The 16,180-nt window shown below is 70.2% G+C and carries 20 protein-coding genes; 15 read left to right on the top strand and 5 right to left on the bottom strand.

Annotated features, from left to right (window positions below; all coding sequences use genetic code 11):
* The first annotated feature begins 3 nt into the window (after positions 1-3).
* From lptE to nadD, 3 genes are read left to right on the top strand one after another with little or no spacing between them, the layout of a single operon-like run.
* On the top strand, positions 4-537 hold the full coding sequence (lptE, locus tag B0E52_RS08920; protein ID WP_254426752.1) for an LPS assembly lipoprotein LptE: 534 nt from the start codon (positions 4-6) through the stop codon (positions 535-537).
* The gene (gene holA, locus B0E52_RS08915; RefSeq protein WP_077483480.1) at positions 537-1,553 is read left to right on the top strand and encodes a DNA polymerase III subunit delta; all 1,017 of its coding nucleotides are present in this window, start codon (positions 537-539) and stop codon (positions 1,551-1,553) included. The genes lptE and holA overlap by 1 nt, the downstream gene beginning before the upstream one ends.
* 16 nt (positions 1,554-1,569) lie before the next feature.
* Positions 1,570-2,202 (top strand): nicotinate-nucleotide adenylyltransferase, encoded by a 633-nt coding sequence (gene nadD / locus B0E52_RS08910; protein ID WP_077483479.1) that lies wholly within the window; start codon positions 1,570-1,572, stop codon positions 2,200-2,202.
* 35 nt (positions 2,203-2,237) lie between these two features.
* Here the strand turns inward: nadD and B0E52_RS08905 are convergent, their stop codons facing one another.
* The 3 genes from B0E52_RS08905 to B0E52_RS08895 form a co-directional block, all read right to left on the bottom strand.
* Positions 2,238-2,687 (bottom strand): hypothetical protein, encoded by a 450-nt coding sequence (locus B0E52_RS08905; RefSeq protein ID WP_139351626.1) that lies wholly within the window; start codon positions 2,685-2,687, stop codon positions 2,238-2,240.
* A gap of 85 nt (positions 2,688-2,772) precedes the next feature.
* Complete coding sequence (gene msrB / locus B0E52_RS08900; RefSeq protein WP_077483477.1) at positions 2,773-3,390, bottom strand: peptide-methionine (R)-S-oxide reductase MsrB; 618 nt, start codon at positions 3,388-3,390, stop codon at positions 2,773-2,775.
* A 117-nt stretch (positions 3,391-3,507) separates the two neighbouring features.
* On the bottom strand, positions 3,508-5,235 hold the full coding sequence (locus B0E52_RS08895) for a cytochrome c biogenesis protein DipZ (protein ID WP_077483476.1): 1,728 nt from the start codon (positions 5,233-5,235) through the stop codon (positions 3,508-3,510).
* 257 nt (positions 5,236-5,492) lie between these two features.
* Between B0E52_RS08895 and B0E52_RS08890 the strand changes: the two genes are divergently transcribed.
* The 9 genes from B0E52_RS08890 (at position 5,493) to B0E52_RS08850 (ending at position 11,276) form a co-directional block, all read left to right on the top strand.
* A complete protein-coding gene (locus tag B0E52_RS08890) occupies positions 5,493-6,017 on the top strand; it encodes a sigma-70 family RNA polymerase sigma factor (protein ID WP_077483498.1) in 525 nt (174 codons plus the stop codon).
* Positions 6,018-6,019: 2 nt separating this feature from the next.
* Positions 6,020-6,673, top strand: coding sequence for an NrsF family protein (locus B0E52_RS08885; RefSeq protein WP_077483475.1), 654 nt, complete (start codon positions 6,020-6,022; stop codon positions 6,671-6,673).
* Between the two features lie 24 nt (positions 6,674-6,697).
* Entirely contained in the window at positions 6,698-7,822 is a 1,125-nt protein-coding gene (locus B0E52_RS08880; RefSeq protein ID WP_256363979.1) for a nitronate monooxygenase family protein, read from the top strand.
* A gap of 70 nt (positions 7,823-7,892) precedes the next feature.
* Complete coding sequence (locus B0E52_RS08875) at positions 7,893-8,546, top strand: HD domain-containing protein (protein ID WP_077483473.1); 654 nt, start codon at positions 7,893-7,895, stop codon at positions 8,544-8,546.
* 106 nt (positions 8,547-8,652) lie between these two features.
* Positions 8,653-9,039, top strand: a complete 387-nt coding sequence (rsfS, locus tag B0E52_RS08870) for a ribosome silencing factor (protein WP_077483472.1) — start codon at positions 8,653-8,655, stop codon at positions 9,037-9,039.
* A gap of 199 nt (positions 9,040-9,238) precedes the next feature.
* Complete coding sequence (rlmH, locus tag B0E52_RS08865) at positions 9,239-9,709, top strand: 23S rRNA (pseudouridine(1915)-N(3))-methyltransferase RlmH (protein ID WP_077483471.1); 471 nt, start codon at positions 9,239-9,241, stop codon at positions 9,707-9,709.
* A gap of 7 nt (positions 9,710-9,716) precedes the next feature.
* Positions 9,717-10,199: an HXXEE domain-containing protein gene (locus tag B0E52_RS08860; RefSeq protein WP_077483470.1), complete on the top strand. Its 483-nt coding sequence runs from the start codon at positions 9,717-9,719 to the stop codon at positions 10,197-10,199.
* A gap of 34 nt (positions 10,200-10,233) precedes the next feature.
* Complete coding sequence (locus B0E52_RS08855) at positions 10,234-10,683, top strand: GNAT family N-acetyltransferase (RefSeq protein ID WP_077483469.1); 450 nt, start codon at positions 10,234-10,236, stop codon at positions 10,681-10,683.
* Positions 10,684-10,706: 23 nt separating this feature from the next.
* On the top strand, positions 10,707-11,276 hold the full coding sequence (locus B0E52_RS08850; protein ID WP_077483468.1) for a Maf family protein: 570 nt from the start codon (positions 10,707-10,709) through the stop codon (positions 11,274-11,276).
* 1 nt (position 11,277) lies between these two features.
* Here B0E52_RS08850 and B0E52_RS08845 read toward each other — a convergent pair whose 3' ends face one another.
* Entirely contained in the window at positions 11,278-12,030 is a 753-nt protein-coding gene (locus B0E52_RS08845) for a CPBP family intramembrane glutamic endopeptidase (RefSeq protein ID WP_254426750.1), read from the bottom strand.
* A 260-nt stretch (positions 12,031-12,290) separates the two neighbouring features.
* Here B0E52_RS08845 and B0E52_RS08840 point away from each other — a divergent pair, with 260 nt between their 5' ends.
* Both B0E52_RS08840 and B0E52_RS08835 read left to right on the top strand, forming a co-directional pair.
* Positions 12,291-13,067, top strand: a complete 777-nt coding sequence (locus B0E52_RS08840) for a class I SAM-dependent methyltransferase (protein WP_077483466.1) — start codon at positions 12,291-12,293, stop codon at positions 13,065-13,067.
* Between the two features lie 82 nt (positions 13,068-13,149).
* The gene (locus B0E52_RS08835; protein ID WP_077483497.1) at positions 13,150-14,706 is read left to right on the top strand and encodes a TerC family protein; all 1,557 of its coding nucleotides are present in this window, start codon (positions 13,150-13,152) and stop codon (positions 14,704-14,706) included.
* On the opposite strand, the gene B0E52_RS08830 is transcribed toward B0E52_RS08835, so the two are convergent.
* Complete coding sequence (locus B0E52_RS08830; RefSeq protein ID WP_077483465.1) at positions 14,703-15,098, bottom strand: MAPEG family protein; 396 nt, start codon at positions 15,096-15,098, stop codon at positions 14,703-14,705. The genes B0E52_RS08835 and B0E52_RS08830 overlap by 4 nt on opposite strands.
* 91 nt (positions 15,099-15,189) lie before the next feature.
* Here B0E52_RS08830 and B0E52_RS08825 point away from each other — a divergent pair, with 91 nt between their 5' ends.
* Positions 15,190-16,077 carry a neutral zinc metallopeptidase gene (locus B0E52_RS08825; RefSeq protein WP_077483464.1) on the top strand — a complete coding sequence of 296 codons (888 nt, stop codon included), beginning with the start codon at positions 15,190-15,192 and terminating at the stop codon, positions 16,075-16,077.
* The last annotated feature ends 103 nt before the right edge of the window (positions 16,078-16,180 follow it).

Below are 16,180 nucleotides of genomic sequence, written 5' to 3'. Positions count from 1 at the left end.
GCCATGAACCGCATGCTCCGTGTCGCGTTGCCGCTCGCCGCCGCCCTCGCGCTCTCCGCCTGCGGCTTCCATCTGCGCCGCAGCGCCGCGTTGCCGCCGTCGATGAGCCACGTGCACCTCGTCGTTTCGGGCGGCGGCGACCTCGAGCGCGCGCTGACCCGTGCGCTGGAGAACGCCAACGTCGCCGTCGAGGACGCCGCCGGCCCCGGCGTCGCCGAGCTGCGCGTGCCGGTGGCCGCGTTCGGCACCCAGTCGCTGACCCAGGGCGGCTATGTGCGCATCACCGAGTACGCGGTGAACTACAACGTGGAATTCGACGTCACCGGCGCCGATGGCAAGACCGTGCTGCCGCACCAGCGCATCAGCATGCAGCGCGAATACAGCTACGACTCCACCGACACCGTGGGCAACGCCTCGCAGGTGCAGCAGATCCAGCGCAGCCTGGTCGACGACATGGTGCAGGCGATCATGTTCCGGCTCGAGGCTGCCGGTCGCCACGCGCAGGACACGCCGGCAACCGGCACCGGCGAGCACTGATGCCGCTCGCCCCCGCGCAATGGCAGAAGGCCCTGGCTGGCGACAGCCTGGCGCCGGTCTACCTGCTCGCGGGCGAGGAACTGCTGGTGCTGGAGGCCGCCGACGCTCTGCGCGCGCAGGCGAAGCGGCTCGGCTACACCGAGCGCGAGGTGCTGGAAGTCGAGCAGCGTTTCGACTGGGACGACCTGGCCCGCGCCGCCGCCGGCATGTCGCTGTTCGCCACGCGCCGCCTCATCGACCTTAGGCTGCCCACCGGCCGTCCCGGCGTCGACGGCGCCAAGGCGATCAACGAGTTCTGCGCGAACCCGCCCCCCGATGTCACGCTGCTGATCACCGCGATGGAGTGGAGCAGCAAGCACGACGGCGCCTGGAGCAAGAAGCTCGATGCGGCCGGCACGATGGTGGTGTTCAATGCGCCGCGGCCCAACGAATGGGCGGCGTGGATAGCCGCGCGACTCGCCTCGCGTGGCCTCTCCGCCACGCCCGACGCCGCGGCCCTGCTGGCCGAGCGCGTGGAGGGCAACCTGCTTGCCGCTGCGCAGGAGGTCGACAAGCTCGCGGTGTTGCGCGCCGGCGACAACAGTCGCATCGACGCCGATGCGATGGAAAGCCTGGTCGCCGACAGCGCCCGCTACGACGTGTTCAAGCTTGCCGACGCCGCGCTGGCGGGCGAAGGCGCCCGCGCACTGCGCATCCTCGCCGGCCTGCATGCCGAGGGTGACGAGCTGATCGCCTTGATGGGCTGGCTGGTGAACCAGCTGCAGCTGGCGCTGCGCCTCGCCAACGCGTCCGACCTCGCCGCGCAGGCGCGCGCCGAACGCCTGTGGCCCGCGCGCGAACAGCTGTTCCGCAAGGCGCTGCGCCGCGCGCCACGCGAACATTGGCTGGCCTGCCTCGCGCGCGCCGCGCGCATCGACCGCATCGCCAAGGGGCGCGAGCAGGGCGAGCCCTGGCGCGAGGCCGAGCGGCTGATCGCGGCAATCGCCGAGCCGCGGGTGGCACGGGCACTGGCCTAGGACTGTGCAGATGAGCATGCGACCGCTTGCCATCTTCGGCGGCACCTTCGATCCCATCCACATCGGTCACCTCACCGTGGCGTGGGAAGCGGCGGAGTTGCTGGATGCGAAAGTGCGGCTGATGCCGGCCAACGTGCCGCCGCACCGGTCGTCGCCGCAAGCCTCTCCTGCCGAGCGGGTGGCGATGCTGCGCGCCGCGCTGGCCGGGCAGTCGCGGCTGGTGCTGGACGCGCGCGAACTGGAACGCGACGGGCCTTCCTACACCATCGACACCTTGCGCGAGTTGCGCGCGGAGCAGGGCGGGCGGCCGCTGGTGCTGCTGCTGGGCGCCGATGCCTTCGCCGGCCTGCCGGGCTGGAATCGCTGGCGCGAGCTATTCGAGTTCGCGCACATCGGCGTGTTGAGCCGGCCCGGCGTGGATGCCTTGCACCCTGCAGAGCTGGCCGAGGAAGCCGCTGCGCGCCGCGTCGACGACGTTGCAGCGCTGCGTGCAGAGCCCTGCGGCAAGTTGATCGAACTTGCCGTGACGCCGCTCGAAGTCTCCGCCACGCGCATCCGCGAACTGCTCGCTGCGGGACGCGATCCGCGCTATCTGCTGCCGGCGGGGTTGTTCGATGACCAGGCGCTGTTGCGGCCCTATCGTCGCTGAGCTTTGCAGATCACGAAAGCGTGCCTGTTCGGACACTATCGTGGGCGGCAAACGCTGGCTTGCGCCGGAAACTGCGTCACGCACCAGGCGCGCCACTGTTCTGCATTGGCCAGTCGCTCTTGTGGAGTGGCGCCGTTGTATACGAACACAAAGTTCTGGCCGGTGATTTGGTTGAGCATGGCGGCGAGCGCGTCGTGCACCGTCTCGGGTGAATAGTGACGCGAACCCTCGAATGCGTTTGGCGAGGTATTGGCTAGGCTGATTTCGTGTTCGGGCAGCGGACGCATGTCGCCCAGATGGGCAATCAGGTAGGGCACCGCGGAGGTACCCAAGGCTTCAAGGCTGACGAATGCCGTCTGCTCGGTGCTCTTGGTGGTCGTGTGTTCGACCAGCTGGGAGACCCGGGATGCCATGACATCTTGGGATACCGGCGAAGTTGCACAACCGGCCAACAAGGATGTCAGCGCGACAAGGAGTGGTTTCATGCGAGGCCGCAATAGAGGATTGGACGTGCGAGGACTTTGTGCGGCAATCGTCTGGCAGGCTCCACGAGGCGTCAAGCCGAGCGCGTCACCCCGTCCGCGCCACAAACCGCAACGCCACCGAATTCATGCAGTAACGCAATCCCGTCGGCGGCGGGCCGTCGTCGAAGACGTGGCCGAGGTGGCTGTTGCAGCCGGCGCAGCTGATGGCGATGCGTTCCATGCCGAACTGGTCGTCGCGTGTTTCGATCACGTTCCGCTTCGCGATGGGGCGCCAGAAGCTGGGCCAGCCGGTGCCGGAGTCGAATTCGGTGGCGGCGTCGTAGAGCGCGGTGGCGCAGGCGATGCAGCGGAACAGGCCGGGCTGCGCGGGGCGTTCGTGCGGGCCGCTGAAGGCGCGTTCGGTGCCGTCGCGGCGCATCACGTCGAAAGCCAGTGGCGTCAGGCGCGCGCGCCATTGCGCGTCGCTGAGCACCAGCCGCTGCACCTTGCAGGCGCCAAGGTCGCGGCCATTGTCGGCATAGCACTCCAGCAGCACCTCGCCGGGCGCGGTGTGGACCAGCGCGGGCATGCCGCCCGCGGCGCCGGCCGCAAGCAGGCGGGGCAGCGCGAAGCTGCCGCCGACCGCGAGCAGGGCGCCGCCGCTCAGCGCGGCGCGCAGGAAACGGCGGCGATCCATCGCGAGGGATTCATCGATGCGGGACATGGGAGCCTCCGGTAGCGCGAATGGAAGATCCCGGTAGGAGCGCACCCCGTGCGCGACAGCTTTTGCGTGACGTGGCGAAGAGCATTCGCGCACGGGGTGCGTTCCTACCGGGGTGGCTCAGCCGAACGTGAATGCGTAGGCACGCACGCCGGGGTCGAGGAAGGTGATGGTGAACGTGCGTTCGCCGGTGCCGTGGGCCTGGCGCACCAGCTGGTACAGCCGCTGCGCGGTGACGGTGCCGTTGCCTTGCGCATCGGTGTCCATGCCGTGGTCGGCACCGGGCGCCTGCCCGTCCAGCGTGATGCGGAAGCGCACCGGCTTGCCGTCCTTGCCCGGGCCCAGCACCAGGTGCAGGTCGCGGCCGCGGAAGCGGTAGCTGATGCTGCCGTTCGCGGCATCCAGCGTGGCGTCCTGCGCATGCACGGTCCAGCGGCCGGCCAGTGCCCACTGGTTGGTGGCGAGTTGCGCCGGCGTGCGATAGTCGAACGCGTCGTCGTGCGCGACCTGGCCGCTGGCGAAGTGCTCGGCGCGCGCGTAGCCCACGTAGGTTTCCGGCGAGCGCTGCTGGTCGCCCGAGCCGGCGGCCTGCGCGCCCTTCGCTCCGGGCTGCACGTAGCCGCCGGGCAGGTCCTTGTAGCCAGCCTCGGTGAGCAGCTGGCGGATCGTGTCTTCGCCTTCGCGATAGCCGCCTTCGCCGAAGTAGTGGGCGCGGATGCGGCCGTGCGCATCGATGAAGTAATCCGCGGGCCAGTATTCGTTGTGGAAGCCCTGCCAGATCGCGTAATCCGAATCCAGCGCCACCGGGTAGGTCACATCGAGCCGCTTCACCGCCGCGGCCACGTTGGCCGGGTCCTTCTCGAACGCGAACTCGGGCGAGTGCACGCCGATCACCACCAGGCCATGGTCCTTGTACTTGTCGTACCACGCCTCGACGTAGGGCAGCGAGCGCAGGCAATTGATGCAGGAGTAGGTCCAGAAATCCACCAGCACCACCTTGCCGCGCAGTTTTTCGCGGGTGAGCGTCCCGCTGTTGAGCCAGCCGGTGGCGCCGGTGAGCGACGGCAACGCGCCCTCCACCGGCAACGCCTCGCCGGGCTTCGGCGCGGGTGCCGCGACGGCGGCGGGCATCGGTCGCACGGCGTTGATGAGTTTCTGCTCGATGCCGTTGCTGCCGGCCAGCGAGACGCGGGTGAGCACCCCGGTATCCACGCCCGAGGCGATCGCGGCCACGCCGGCCAGCACCAGCACGCCCAGCGCGCGGCGCACCCACTGGCCTGCGCCCAGCGAGCGCTTCATCAACGCGAACACCTTGCCGCCCACCGCCAGCGCCAGCCCCAGCGAGGTGGCCGCGCCCAGCGCGTAGGTGAGCAGCAGCAAGGTGGTGGTGACGCTGGCGCCCTTGAGCGCCGCACCGGTCAAGAGCAGTCCGAGGATCGGCCCTGCGCACGGCGCCCACAGCAGGCCGGTGGCGATGCCCAGGCCCACCGCGCCCCAGATCGATTCGCCGTCGCCCTCGGTGCGCTGCGACAGCCGGTTGCCCAGCGCCACGAACGGTCGTGTCAGCCATTCGGCGACATGGCTGGAGAGCAGGGTGAGGCCGAGCAGGGCCAGCACCACCAGCGCCAGCGCGCGGCCGTACTGGTTCGCGTGCACCGCCCAGCCGCCGCCTACCGCCGCCAGCGTGGCGACCAGGGCGAAGGTGGCCGCCATGCCGACCAGCATCGGCAGGCCGCTCTTCAGGAAGGGGCGATCGGCGCGGGCGAACACGAACGGCAGCACCGGCAGGATGCAGGGGCTGAGGATGGTGAGCACGCCGCCGAGGTAGGCAAGGATCAGCAGGAGCATGGGGGCAGTCCGGGCTTGAGGTGTGCTGGTGATTCGCCGTCATGGCAGCGGCGGTTACATCGGTTGATACGAGGTAACCCGAGCGGCGGATGCGGCGAATCACCGGATGGAACCACCCACGGGACGATACGCCCTTGACCGCCGGCAATGCTTGGGTACTAGATGGCGGCCTCGTCCCGTTGCCGGATTGCCGCGCCTCCGTGTCCACCGAAACCGCCAGTGCGAGCGACCAGGCTGACCAGCGCCGCGCGACGTGGATGGCTGCCGCGCAGGGCGGCGACCGCCGCGCCTACGAGCGCGTGCTGGCCGATTCGGTGGCGCTGATTCGCGCGGTGGCGCGTCGCCAGGGCGTGGCGACGGACGCGTTGGACGACGTGGTGCAGGAGACCCTGCTCACCGTGCACCGCGTGCGCCACACCTATGACCCGGCGCGTTCCTACGACGCCTGGCTGAGCGCGATCGCCGGCCGCCGCGCGATCGACGCGCTGCGCAGCCACGGCCGCCGCGACCGTCGCGAACTGCACGACGAATTCGCGCTGGACCGCCACCCCGACCGCGAGGACGCCAGCGCGGATGCCGAACGTAGGCAACAGGCACGCCGCCTGCGCGAGGCCATCGCGCAGTTGCCGCCCGGCCAGCGCGAGGCGGTGGAACAGCTAGGCCTGCGCGAGCAGTCGCTGGCCGAGGCCGCCGCGCAGACCGGTCGCAACACCGGCGCCTTGAAAGTGAACCTGCACCGCGCGCTGAAGGCCTTGCGCGGCCGACTGCATGGAGACGACTGAGCATGGCCGAGCCGCGCTCCAACGACAGCCTGATTGCCGCGCTCGGTGCCGAGCTGGTGCCGGTGCGGCGCCTGCCGCCGCCGTGGCTGCGGATGCTGGGCTGGCTGGCCGTGGTGGCCGCGTTCGCGGTGCTGCTGTTCGCGCACTACGGCGACGAGCCCATGTTGCGCCGCTGGGCCGGTGCGCCGGATCTGGCCTGGGCCGCGCTGGGCGCGGTGCTCACGGCGGTTACCGCGGGCTGGTCCGCGTTCACGCTGGCCGTGCCGGGGCGTTCGCGCGCTTGGGTCTGGCTGCCGCTGCCGCCTGCGTTGCTGTGGATAGGCGCCAGCGGCCTGGGTTGCCTGCGCACCTGGCTGGCGCCGGACACCAGCATCGCCACGCTGCACCAGTCCGCCGACTGCCTGGTCTTCATCGTCAGCTTCTCGATCCCGTTGTCGGCGCTCATGGTGTGGCTGCTGCGCCGCGCCTGCCCGCTGCGCCCGCTGCTCACGGCGCTGCTGGTGGGCCTGGCCAGCGCGGCTGCTTCGGCCAGCCTGCTGGAGATCTGCCATGCCTTCGACGCCGCCGCCACGGATCTCCTCACCCATGCGCTGGCGGTAGGCATCGTGATCGTGGCGAACGCGGCGATGGGAGGGCGGCTGCTGTCCAAAGCCTGAGTCGCTGGCGCGATCCTTCATGGCGTGCGCACGGAGATCTGCGGACAATCGCCGCTTCCCCCTGCGTCGAGCATGGCCATGTCCTCCTTCGCCCAGCAGTTCGGCATCGAACTTCCGTTGATCCAGGCGCCGATGGCCGGCGCCACCACGCCGGAGCTGGTCGCCGCGGTCTCCAACGCCGGAGGCCTGGGTTCGTTGGGTGCGGGCTACACCGAGCCGCAGGCGATCCTGGAGCAGGTGGCACGGGTGCGCGCGCTCACCGAACGCCCGTTCGCGCTGAACCTGTTCGTGTTGCCCGATGATTTCGTGCCCGACATGGCTGCCGTGGCGCGCGCCCGTGCGCGGCTCGACGCGTTGATGGAACGCGAAGGCCTCGATGCACGCACCACGCTGCCCACGCGCTGGGCGCCGCGCTTCTCCGAGCAGTTCGCCGCGTTGTGCGAGGCACAGCCCGCGGTGGCCAGTTTCGCGTTCGACCTGCTCACGCCGGCGCAGATGCAGGAACTCAAGCGCCGCGACATCCGCGTGATCGGCACCGCCACCACCGCGGCCGAAGCGCGTGCCTGGGCCGAGCGCGGCGCCGACGCGGTGTGCGTGCAAGGTGCCGAGGCGGGCGGTCACCGCGGCGGTTTCCTGCATGCGGGCGAGACGCCGTTGATCGGCCTGTTCGCGCTGATCCCGCTGGCGGCGGCGGTTTGCGATGGCGTGCCGGTGATCGCCGCGGGCGGCATCATGGACGGCGCCGGCATGCTGGCCGCCGAGGCGCTGGGTGCCGCGGCCAGCCAGCTCGGCACGGCCTTCCTTGCCTGCCCGGAATCGTCCGCGACGGAAGCGTGGAAACGCGACCTGGCGAGCGCGGAGGATCATCACGTCGCCACCATCCGCAGTTTTTCTGGTCGCGCCGCCCGTGGCCTGCGCAACCGCTACGTGGAGGCGATGGAAGGCGCGGCGAACGAGTTGCCAGCCTATCCCGTGCTCAACGAGCTCACCGCGCCGCTGCGGCGCGCGGCCGCCGCGGCCGGCCGTGCCGACCTGGTCTCCGAGTGGTGCGGCCAGGCCGCTGCGCGGGTGCGCCCGCAGCCCGCCGCCGAACTGGTGGCGCGGCTGATGCACGAATACCGGCTGGCGCGGCGGGCGCTGGCGCACTGAACCGACCGCCTCGTCGCGAACGTTGAGACGCGGCGGCGCGATAGTGCGCGCATCCGACGAAGGGGGCCCCATGACCATGTTGAGCGAACGCTTCACCGCCGCGATTGACCATGCGCGCATCGCGCACGCCGCGCAGACACGCAAGGGTTCCGATATTCCGTACCTGTACCACCTGCTGGGCGTGGCCAGCCTGGTGCTGGAATACGGCGGCGGCGAGGACCAGGCCATCGCGGCGCTGCTGCACGACGCGGTTGAGGACTGCGGCGAGGCGCAGGTGGCGCTGATCCGAGAGCGCTTTGGCGAACGCGTGCTGGCCATCGTGCTGGGCTGTACCGACGACAGCGCCGAGGGCAAGGCCGTGCCCGCCGATGCCGCGGCGAAACGGCGCGACTGGCTGGCACGCAAGCAGAACTATCTCGCACACCTCGCCGACGCGCCCGACGAGGTGCTGCTGGTGTCCGGCTGCGACAAGCTGCACAACGCGCGTGCCATCGTGGGCGACCTGGAAAACCCGGCCGTGGGCCCGGCGGTGTTCGGCCGCTTCACCGGCGGCCGTGGCGGCACCCTGATGTATTACCAGCTGTTGGCCGACCTGTTCAGCCACCGCGGCCTGCCGATGGCGGCGGCGCTGGAGGCGACGGTGGCGCGCATGTACCGGCTCGCCGGCGAGCCGCTGCCGCCGCATGGCCTGGCCTCCGGCGAACTGGCCCGGGCCGTCGCCTGAGCCCAGGCCTTGGACATCGCACCAGCTTGACCTGAGCCCGCGGGGCGGGCGTTATACTGCCGCCGCGCCGCCCGGGCGCGTGATTCCGTATCGAGGCTCGCTTATCTTGAGCACTAGCCGCAAGACCAAGGCCGACTCCACGGCCGAACTGCGCAAGACCGTCGTCGCCGCGCTGGAAGAACTGAAGGCCAAGGATGTCCGCGAAATCGACGTGCGCGGCAAGACCTCCATCGCCGACCTGCTGGTGATCGCCTCCGGCACCTCCGCGCGCCACGTCAAATCCATCGCCGACGAAGTGGTGAAGTTCGCCAAGAAGGCCGGCGTGATGCCGCTGGGCGTGGAAGGCGAGCAGGAAGCCGAATGGGTGCTGGTGGACCTGGGCGACGTGATCGTCCACGTGATGCTGCCGCGCATCCGCGAGTTCTACGGCCTAGAACGGCTGTGGACGGTGGGCGACCGCGAGCCGGATGTCGACGCCGCGAGAGCGGGGTGAGCATCAGGCTTTCTCCCTCTCCCCTGCGGGGAGAGGGCTGGGGTGAGGGAGCAATCTCGCCGCAGGTCGGCTACGAAGCAAAACGCTGCTTCGACAAGCACATCCGCAAGCCCCGACCCCTCACCTCAATCCTCTCCCCCAAGGGGAGAGGAGGCGAACGCGGGCGCTGCGCGCCGGCTTTGATCGTTGGACAGCATTCATGCGCACGCGCCTGATTGCTGTCGGGGAGCGCATGCCCGCTTGGGTGGCCGAGGGCTTCGCCGAATACCGCAAGCGCCTTTCGCACGAGCTGCCGCTGGAACTCATCGAGCTGAAACCCGGCGCGCGTGGCAAGGGCCGCGACGACGCGAAGGCGATGCAGGACGAGGGCACCGCGATCCTCGCCACGCTGCCGCGCGATACGCACGTGGTCGCGCTGGACGGCCGGGGCAAGACCTGGTCCAGCGAGGAACTGGCCGAACAGCTGAAGGCATGGCGCATGGCTGGGCGCGACCTGGCCTTCCTGATCGGCGGTCCCGACGGCCACGCGGTCGAGGTGCTCGCGCGCGCCGACCAGCGTTGGTCGCTGGGCCCGCTCACCTTGCCGCACATGCTGGTGCGGCTGGTGCTGGCCGAGCAGCTCTACCGCGCCACCACCATCGTGGCGGGCCATCCCTACCACCGCGCCTGAGGCATCGATGAGTCTGTCGCTGCTCGGCTGGCTGTTCGCGCTGGGCGTGGTCGCCCACAACGCCGAGGAGGCATGGTTGCTGCCGGCTTGGCCGAAGCGGCCCATGCGCTGGCGTGTCAGCCCGCGGACGTTTCGCCTGGGTACGCTGGTGTTGTCGCTGCTGGCCGTGCTGCTGGCCTGGCTGGCGGAGCTTGGCGGCAGGCACAGCCCCGGGGCGTACCTGCTGGCCGGCTATGCGCTCGCGATGGTGCTGAATGTCGTGGCGCCGCACGTGATCGCCTGCCTCGCCACGCGCAGTTACGCGCCGGGCACGGCCACGGCCTTGCTGTTCAACCTGCCGCTGGGCGGCTGGCTGATCCACCGGTCGCTGTCGGATGGCGCCATCGAACCTGCGGTGTTCGCGTGGAGCGGGCCGCTCGTGGTGCTGGGGCTGCTGGCTTGCGTTCCCCTGCTGTTCGCGCTGGGTGGCAAGCCGGGCGTCGCGCGCTAAGCTTGCGGAACGACTCATCCCCGCGGGTTCGACCATGTCGCTCGAGATACATCGCGCCGCCTTCCACGACCTCGATGCGCTGGTGCCGCTGTTCGACGGTTATCGCCAGTTCTACGGCAAGCCCTCGGATGAGGCGGGCGCGCGCGACTTCCTCACCGCACGGCTGCGCCTCAACGAGTCGATGATCCTGCTGGCGCGCGACGCGCATGGCGCGGCGCTGGGTTTCACCCAGCTCTATCCGCTGTTCTCCTCGGTGCGCATGGTGCGCACCTGGCTGCTCAACGACTTGTTCGTGGCCGCCGCCGCGCGGCGGCAGGGCGTGGCGAAGGCACTGCTGGAAGCCGCCGCCACCCAGGCGCGTAACCAGGGGGCGGCCAGCCTTTCGCTCTCCACGGCGCACGACAACCTGGCCGCGCAGGCACTGTACGAATCGCTGGGCTGGCGGCGTGACACGCAATTCCGCGAATACGCCCTGACGCTCTGACGCCTTCCCCCGAGGAACTCCGCATGCTCCTTCTCGCCTCGCAGTCGCCGCGGCGCAGCGAATTGCTGACCCAGCTCGGCGTGGCCTTCCGCGTGATCGAGGTGGACGTGCCCGAGCTGCGCGGCGCGCATGAATCGCCGCGCGAGTACGTGAGCCGGGTCGCCCGCGACAAGGCGCGGGCGGGGTTGAGCACGCTTTCCGGCGCAACCGACGTCGTGGTGCTGGGTGCGGACACCGAGGTGGTGCTGGACGACGAGGTGTTCGGCAAGCCGCGCGACGCGGCGGACGCCATGGCGATGCTGCGTCGACTGTCCGGCCGCACGCACGCGGTGATCTCGGCCGTGTGGCTGGTCGACGCACAGGGCGAGCGCAACGCCTGCTGCGTTTCGCATGTGCGTTTCGCGGAGCTCGACGAGACGGTCATCGCCGCCTATGTCGCCACCGGGGAATCCTTCGGCAAGGCCGGTGCGTATGCGATCCAGGGGCGCGGCGCGGCACTGGTCGAGCACCTGGAAGGCAGCTACTCGGGCGTGATGGGGCTGCCCTTGTTCGAGACGGCGCGACTCCTGCGCGAGGCCGGCGTCACCGGTTGAATCATCCCGGATGGGCCAGCGACGCGAACAGCGCCAGCATCGCCAGCAGGTTGTTGCTGGCGTGGGCGATCACCGCGGGCCACAACGAGCCCGAGCGCAGCCGCAGCCACGCCAGCACCACGCCGAGCAGTGCGAGGTTGGGCAGCGCGTACCACAGCCAGTGCAGGTCGGGCAGGTGCACCAACGCGAACAGCGCGGCGCTGGCCAGCACCGCCCAGGCGGTGCGCAGGCGGCGCAGCAAGGCGGACAGCAGCACGCCGCGGAACAGCAGTTCCTCCACCAGCGGGCCGATGCTGGCCACCGCCAAGGTGAGCGCGATGCGGAAGCCGGTGCCGGCCCCGCCGCCCAGCTGCTTCACGTCCTGCGGCACGGCGTGGCCGTGCGCCAGCAGTTCGGTAAGCTTGCCGCCGACCAGCGGCACCACCAGCCCCAGCACCACCGCGGCAATGCAGTACGCCAGCGCGGGCGTGGCGAAGCCGAAGCCGGGCGGCTGTGCCTGCGCCCACAAACGCGGCCAGCGCGCGCGCGCGACCCACAACGTGACCAGCGCGGCGCCGCACAGGGTGACGATCACCACCGCGCTGCTGATGTCCGGGCGGGCGACCAGCGCGCGCAGGTCGACGGACGTGGCGCCGTGCAGCAGGCGGTAGCCGAAGCCCAGCAGCAGCGCCGCCACGAAGCCCGTCACCACCTGCATGGCGAAGTACAGCGCGATCAGGCCCAGCGCACCGCCAATGCCGGGCAGTCCGGGCAAAGGGGACGCGGCAAAGGTCGGTGGCAGGGCAGGTGGCAAGCTGTGGCTTGGTGCATCCATCGGACGTGGAACCCATGCGCCTGATGGACGAAATCGCCGGGACGCGCGGCGCCGCACCCCGATGCCGCATCTTGGCCGCTGCGCGCGAGCCGGCGCAATACGCCATCCGGCACGGTCGGGTCGGTGCTACGCTCTGGCCTGTGTTGGGGTGGAGATTGTCCGGCTGACGATCAGGCGGCTTGCGCTGCAAGGGAGGGGCAGTGGGCGAGGATTTCGTGCGCAGTGCGGCCGAGCGCCTGCGACCAGTCAACGAGTTTCCCGAGGTCCTGTTCGAGCGCTTGCTCGCCGACGGCAGCTTGGCGCCGGGCGGCGCCGTGCTGGATCTGCATTGCGGCGGCAGCAACATCGCTCGCGGCCTGGCGTTGCGCGGCTGTGCACTCACCGGTATCGACCATTCCGCCCCTCTGCTGGCCCATGCCGCCGAACTCGACCGGCTCGCCGGGGTGACGGTGACGCAGTGGCGGGCGCGGGTGGAAAACGCGGAGTTCTCCGCCGCCTCGTTCGACGCGATCACCGCCGGGCAGTGCTGGCAGGCCTGCGAGCGGCCGCGCACGCTGGCGCTGGCGCGCGGCTGGCTGCGTCCGGGCGGGCGCATGCTGATCGCGCAATACGAATGGCTGCCGCTGGCCGGCAACGTGGTACAGGACAGCGAGCGGCTGATCCTGGCTTGCAACCCGGGCTGGACGGCGCACAGCGGCAGCGGCCTGCATCCGCTGTGGCTGAAGGAGGTGGCCGAGGCCGGTTTCGTCGACCTGCGCACCTGGTCGCTGGACATCGAGGAGTCCTGCAGTCACGTGGCCTGGCGCAAGCGCGTGCGGGCCTGCCCGGCCGTGGCGGCGCTGAGCGATGAGGCGCGCGTGCAGCGGCTGGACGTGGAGCTGATGGCGATGCTGGCCGAGCGCCATGCGAGCGAACCGATGGCCGTGCCGTACCGGCTGTGGGTGGTCAGCGCGGCGACGCCCGTCGAACTGGCCTGAGTACCCCGCGCCGGCCGCGCCGGGTCGCTTGCTATAGTCACCGGCCGTTCCCAGGAGGATGACGGCGCCGCGCGCCCTGCCCATGTTCGCCTTCGATTGGCTCGCCGACCCCTCCGCCTGGGCCGGTCTCCTCACCCTGGTGGTGCTGGAGATCGTGCTCGGCATCGACAACCTCGTCTTCGTCGCGATCCTCGCCGACAAGCTGCCCGCGCAGCAGCGCGACCGCGGCCGCCTGCTGGGTCTCGGCCTCGCCCTGGTGATGCGCCTGCTGCTGCTGGCGGTGATGTCCTGGCTGGTGCGGCTGACCGCGCCGATCCTCGCCTGGCACGGCTTCGCGCTGTCGTGGCGCGACATCATCCTGCTGCTGGGCGGCACCTTCCTGCTGTTCAAGGCCACGCTGGAGCTGCACGAGCGGCTGGAGGGCGGTGACGAGCACGGCGAATCCTCCCGGGCCAAGGCGCGCTTCTGGCTGGCGGTGGCGCAGATCGTGGCGCTCGACCTGGTGTTCTCGCTGGATTCGGTGATCACCGCCGTGGGCATGGTCGACCACCTCGCGATCATGATGATCGCGGTGGTGATCGCGATGATCCTGATGATCGGCGCCAGCAAGCCGCTGACCGCCTTCATCAACGCGCGACCCACGGTGGTGATCCTGTGCTTGTCGTTCCTGCTGATGATCGGCTTCAGCCTGGTCGCCGAGGGCTTCGGCTTCCACATCCCGAAGGGCTATCTGTACGCGGCGATCGGCTTCTCGATCATGATCGAGGCGTTCAACCAGACCATGCGCCGCAATCGCCGGCGCAGCCTGTTCAGCAGTTCGCGCACGCTGCGCGACCGCACCGCGCAGGCCGTGCTGCGCCTGCTCGGCGCCGGCGGCGAGGACGAGGAGGATGTACCCGTGGCCGTCGACGCGGCCACCGAGAGCGGCGGTGCGATGTTCGGCAAGGACGAGCTGGTGATGGTGCAGGGCGTGCTGGACCTCGCGCACCGGCCGGTGCGCTCGATCATGACCCCGCGCCCGGAAATCAGCTGGATCGACCCGCGCGAGGACGCGGAAAAGCTGCGCGCCGAAGTCACCGCCTCCAGCCACCACTGGCTGCCGGTGGCGGGCGACGACCTCGACCAGCTGATCGGCGTGGCCACTTCGCGCGACCTGCTGGCCAGCCTGCTCGAACACGGCCGCATCGACACCGACGCCGTCGTGCGCAAGCCGATGAGCGTGCTGGAATCGCTCAGCGTGCTGCGCCTGATCGAGGAGTTCCGTCGGTCATCGCTGCAGGTGGCGCTGGTGGTGGACGAGTACGGCAGCGTGCTCGGCCTGGTCACTCCGGCCGACGTGCTGGAGGTGATCGCCGGCGAATTCCCCGACGAGCACAGCGGCGACCCCGCCGCGGTGCAGGAGAGCGACGGCGCCTGGCTGCTGGATGCCAGCCTCGACCTGCGCCGGGTGGAACACCTGCTGGGCCACCGCCTGAGCAGCGACGACGGCTTCGCCAGCCTGGCCGGCTACGTGCTGCAGCAGCTGGGGCGGTTGCCCGTGGCGGGCGACCGCTTCACCAGCGAGGGCCTGCAGTTCGAGGTGGTGGCGATGGATGGCGCGCGCATCGAACGGCTGCGGGTCGTGCCCGCCGCGGGTTAACCCATCAGCAGTGCGCGGCCTACGCCGAACGCGGCCAGCACCAGCACCACGAGCAAGGCCAGCGACCCCAGCACGAAGCCGCCTTCGCGTTTGCTGGCCTCCTTGAGGTAGGCCGTGGCGTACCACACGCGGCCGGCCACCCACACCAGCCCGGCGAGGCCGGCCCAGCTGCCCAGGCCGTAGTGCGCGGCCAGCCACAGCAGCGGCAGGAACATCAGCGTGGCTTCCAGCGTGTTCATCTGCACCCGGAACGCGCGCTCGAACGCGGGGTGGCCACTGGTGGCCGGTGCCTTGATGCCGTATTTCCCACGCGCAAACCCCACCGCGGTGGCGGTGCCGAACATCAGCAGCACCGTGAGCAGGGTGACCAGGGCAGGCAGTTGCTGGAGCATGGCGCATCTCGTCCGTAGGGAGGCTCCACTGTAGCGGCGGCAACGGGCGAGGCGCTATCGTCGCCACGGGCACCGGCACGGGAGCGCGGACATGGACTGGCAGAAGGGCGAAAACAGCGACAACGTCGAGGAAGGCAGCGACGGTGGCGGTGGTGGTGGCGGTTTTCGGCCGGGCGGAGTCCACCTCGGCGTGGGGGGCTTGCTGATCCTCGTGGTGCTGAGCCTGATCTTCAAGCGCGACCTCATCACTCCCTTCCTGGGTGGCGACAGCGGCGTTGCGCATCAGACCAGCGGGCAGGCGCAGCCGACGCAGGCCGTCAGTTGCCAGAATCCCGCCAGCGAACAGATCTCGTTCGCCTGCCACATCATGGGGTCGACCGAGAAAACCTGGGGCGACTACTTCGCTTCGATGGGCAAGACCTATGTCGACCCCAGGCTGCACCTGTTCCAGGGCCAGGTGGCGACCGCGTGCGGCGCCGCCTCCACTGCGGTGGGGCCGTTCTATTGCCCGGGCGACCGCAAGGTCTACCTCGATCTCGGCTTCTTCCAGGAGCTGCAGGATCGATTCCACGCCTCCGGCGATTTCGCGCGCGCCTATGTGATCGCGCACGAAGTCGGCCATCACGTGCAGAACCTGCTCGGCGTTTTCGACAAGGTGCGGCAACTCCAGCAGCAGGGCTATCCGATGGACGGGGCCGACGGCCTGTCCGTGCGGCAGGAACTGCAGGCCGACTGCTTCGCCGGCGTGTGGGCCAACCGCACCCAGCAGCGCCTGGACTGGCTGAAGCCCGGCGACGTGGAGTCCGCTCTCAATGCCGCCAGCGCGGTGGGCGACGACACCTTGCAGAAGGAGACCCGGGGCAGCGTGATGCCCGACACCTTCACCCACGGCACCTCGGCGCAGCGGGTGAAGTGGTTCAAGACCGGCATGGCCAGCGGCGACATCAACAGCTGCAACACCTTCGCGGGCGAGCCCTGAGCGCCGGCCGGGCCTCGCAGGAGCGGCTTCAGCCGCGATTCGTCATGGGCAGGAATCGCGACTGAAGCCGCTCCTGCAGGGGCGAGCAGACGGTGGCCGGGGG

This window comes from Rhodanobacter sp. C06, assembly GCF_002001105.1.
Classification (GTDB): Bacteria; Pseudomonadota; Gammaproteobacteria; order Xanthomonadales; family Rhodanobacteraceae; genus Rhodanobacter_A.
This window is presented reverse-complemented; position numbering and strand designations above follow the sequence as displayed.

Bases quoted from the DNA above. Each gene is read 5' to 3' on its own strand.
- lptE (WP_254426752.1), top strand. From the start codon at position 4: ATGAACCGCATGCTCCGTGTCGCGTTGCCGCTCGCCGCCGCCCTCGCG.
- holA (WP_077483480.1), top strand. From the start codon at position 537: ATGCCGCTCGCCCCCGCGCAATGGCAGAAGGCCCTGGCTGGCGACAGC.
- nadD (WP_077483479.1), top strand. From the start codon at position 1,570: ATGCGACCGCTTGCCATCTTCGGCGGCACCTTCGATCCCATCCACATC.
- B0E52_RS08905 (WP_139351626.1), bottom strand. From the start codon at position 2,687: ATGAAACCACTCCTTGTCGCGCTGACATCCTTGTTGGCCGGTTGTGCA.
- msrB (WP_077483477.1), bottom strand. From the start codon at position 3,390: ATGTCCCGCATCGATGAATCCCTCGCGATGGATCGCCGCCGTTTCCTG.
- B0E52_RS08895 (WP_077483476.1), bottom strand. From the start codon at position 5,235: ATGCTCCTGCTGATCCTTGCCTACCTCGGCGGCGTGCTCACCATCCTC.
- B0E52_RS08890 (WP_077483498.1), top strand. From the start codon at position 5,493: ATGGCTGCCGCGCAGGGCGGCGACCGCCGCGCCTACGAGCGCGTGCTG.
- B0E52_RS08885 (WP_077483475.1), top strand. From the start codon at position 6,020: ATGGCCGAGCCGCGCTCCAACGACAGCCTGATTGCCGCGCTCGGTGCC.
- B0E52_RS08875 (WP_077483473.1), top strand. From the start codon at position 7,893: ATGACCATGTTGAGCGAACGCTTCACCGCCGCGATTGACCATGCGCGC.
- rlmH (WP_077483471.1), top strand. From the start codon at position 9,239: ATGCGCACGCGCCTGATTGCTGTCGGGGAGCGCATGCCCGCTTGGGTG.
- B0E52_RS08860 (WP_077483470.1), top strand. From the start codon at position 9,717: ATGAGTCTGTCGCTGCTCGGCTGGCTGTTCGCGCTGGGCGTGGTCGCC.
- B0E52_RS08855 (WP_077483469.1), top strand. From the start codon at position 10,234: ATGTCGCTCGAGATACATCGCGCCGCCTTCCACGACCTCGATGCGCTG.
- B0E52_RS08850 (WP_077483468.1), top strand. From the start codon at position 10,707: ATGCTCCTTCTCGCCTCGCAGTCGCCGCGGCGCAGCGAATTGCTGACC.
- B0E52_RS08835 (WP_077483497.1), top strand. From the start codon at position 13,150: ATGTTCGCCTTCGATTGGCTCGCCGACCCCTCCGCCTGGGCCGGTCTC.
- B0E52_RS08830 (WP_077483465.1), bottom strand. From the start codon at position 15,098: ATGCTCCAGCAACTGCCTGCCCTGGTCACCCTGCTCACGGTGCTGCTG.
- B0E52_RS08825 (WP_077483464.1), top strand. From the start codon at position 15,190: ATGGACTGGCAGAAGGGCGAAAACAGCGACAACGTCGAGGAAGGCAGC.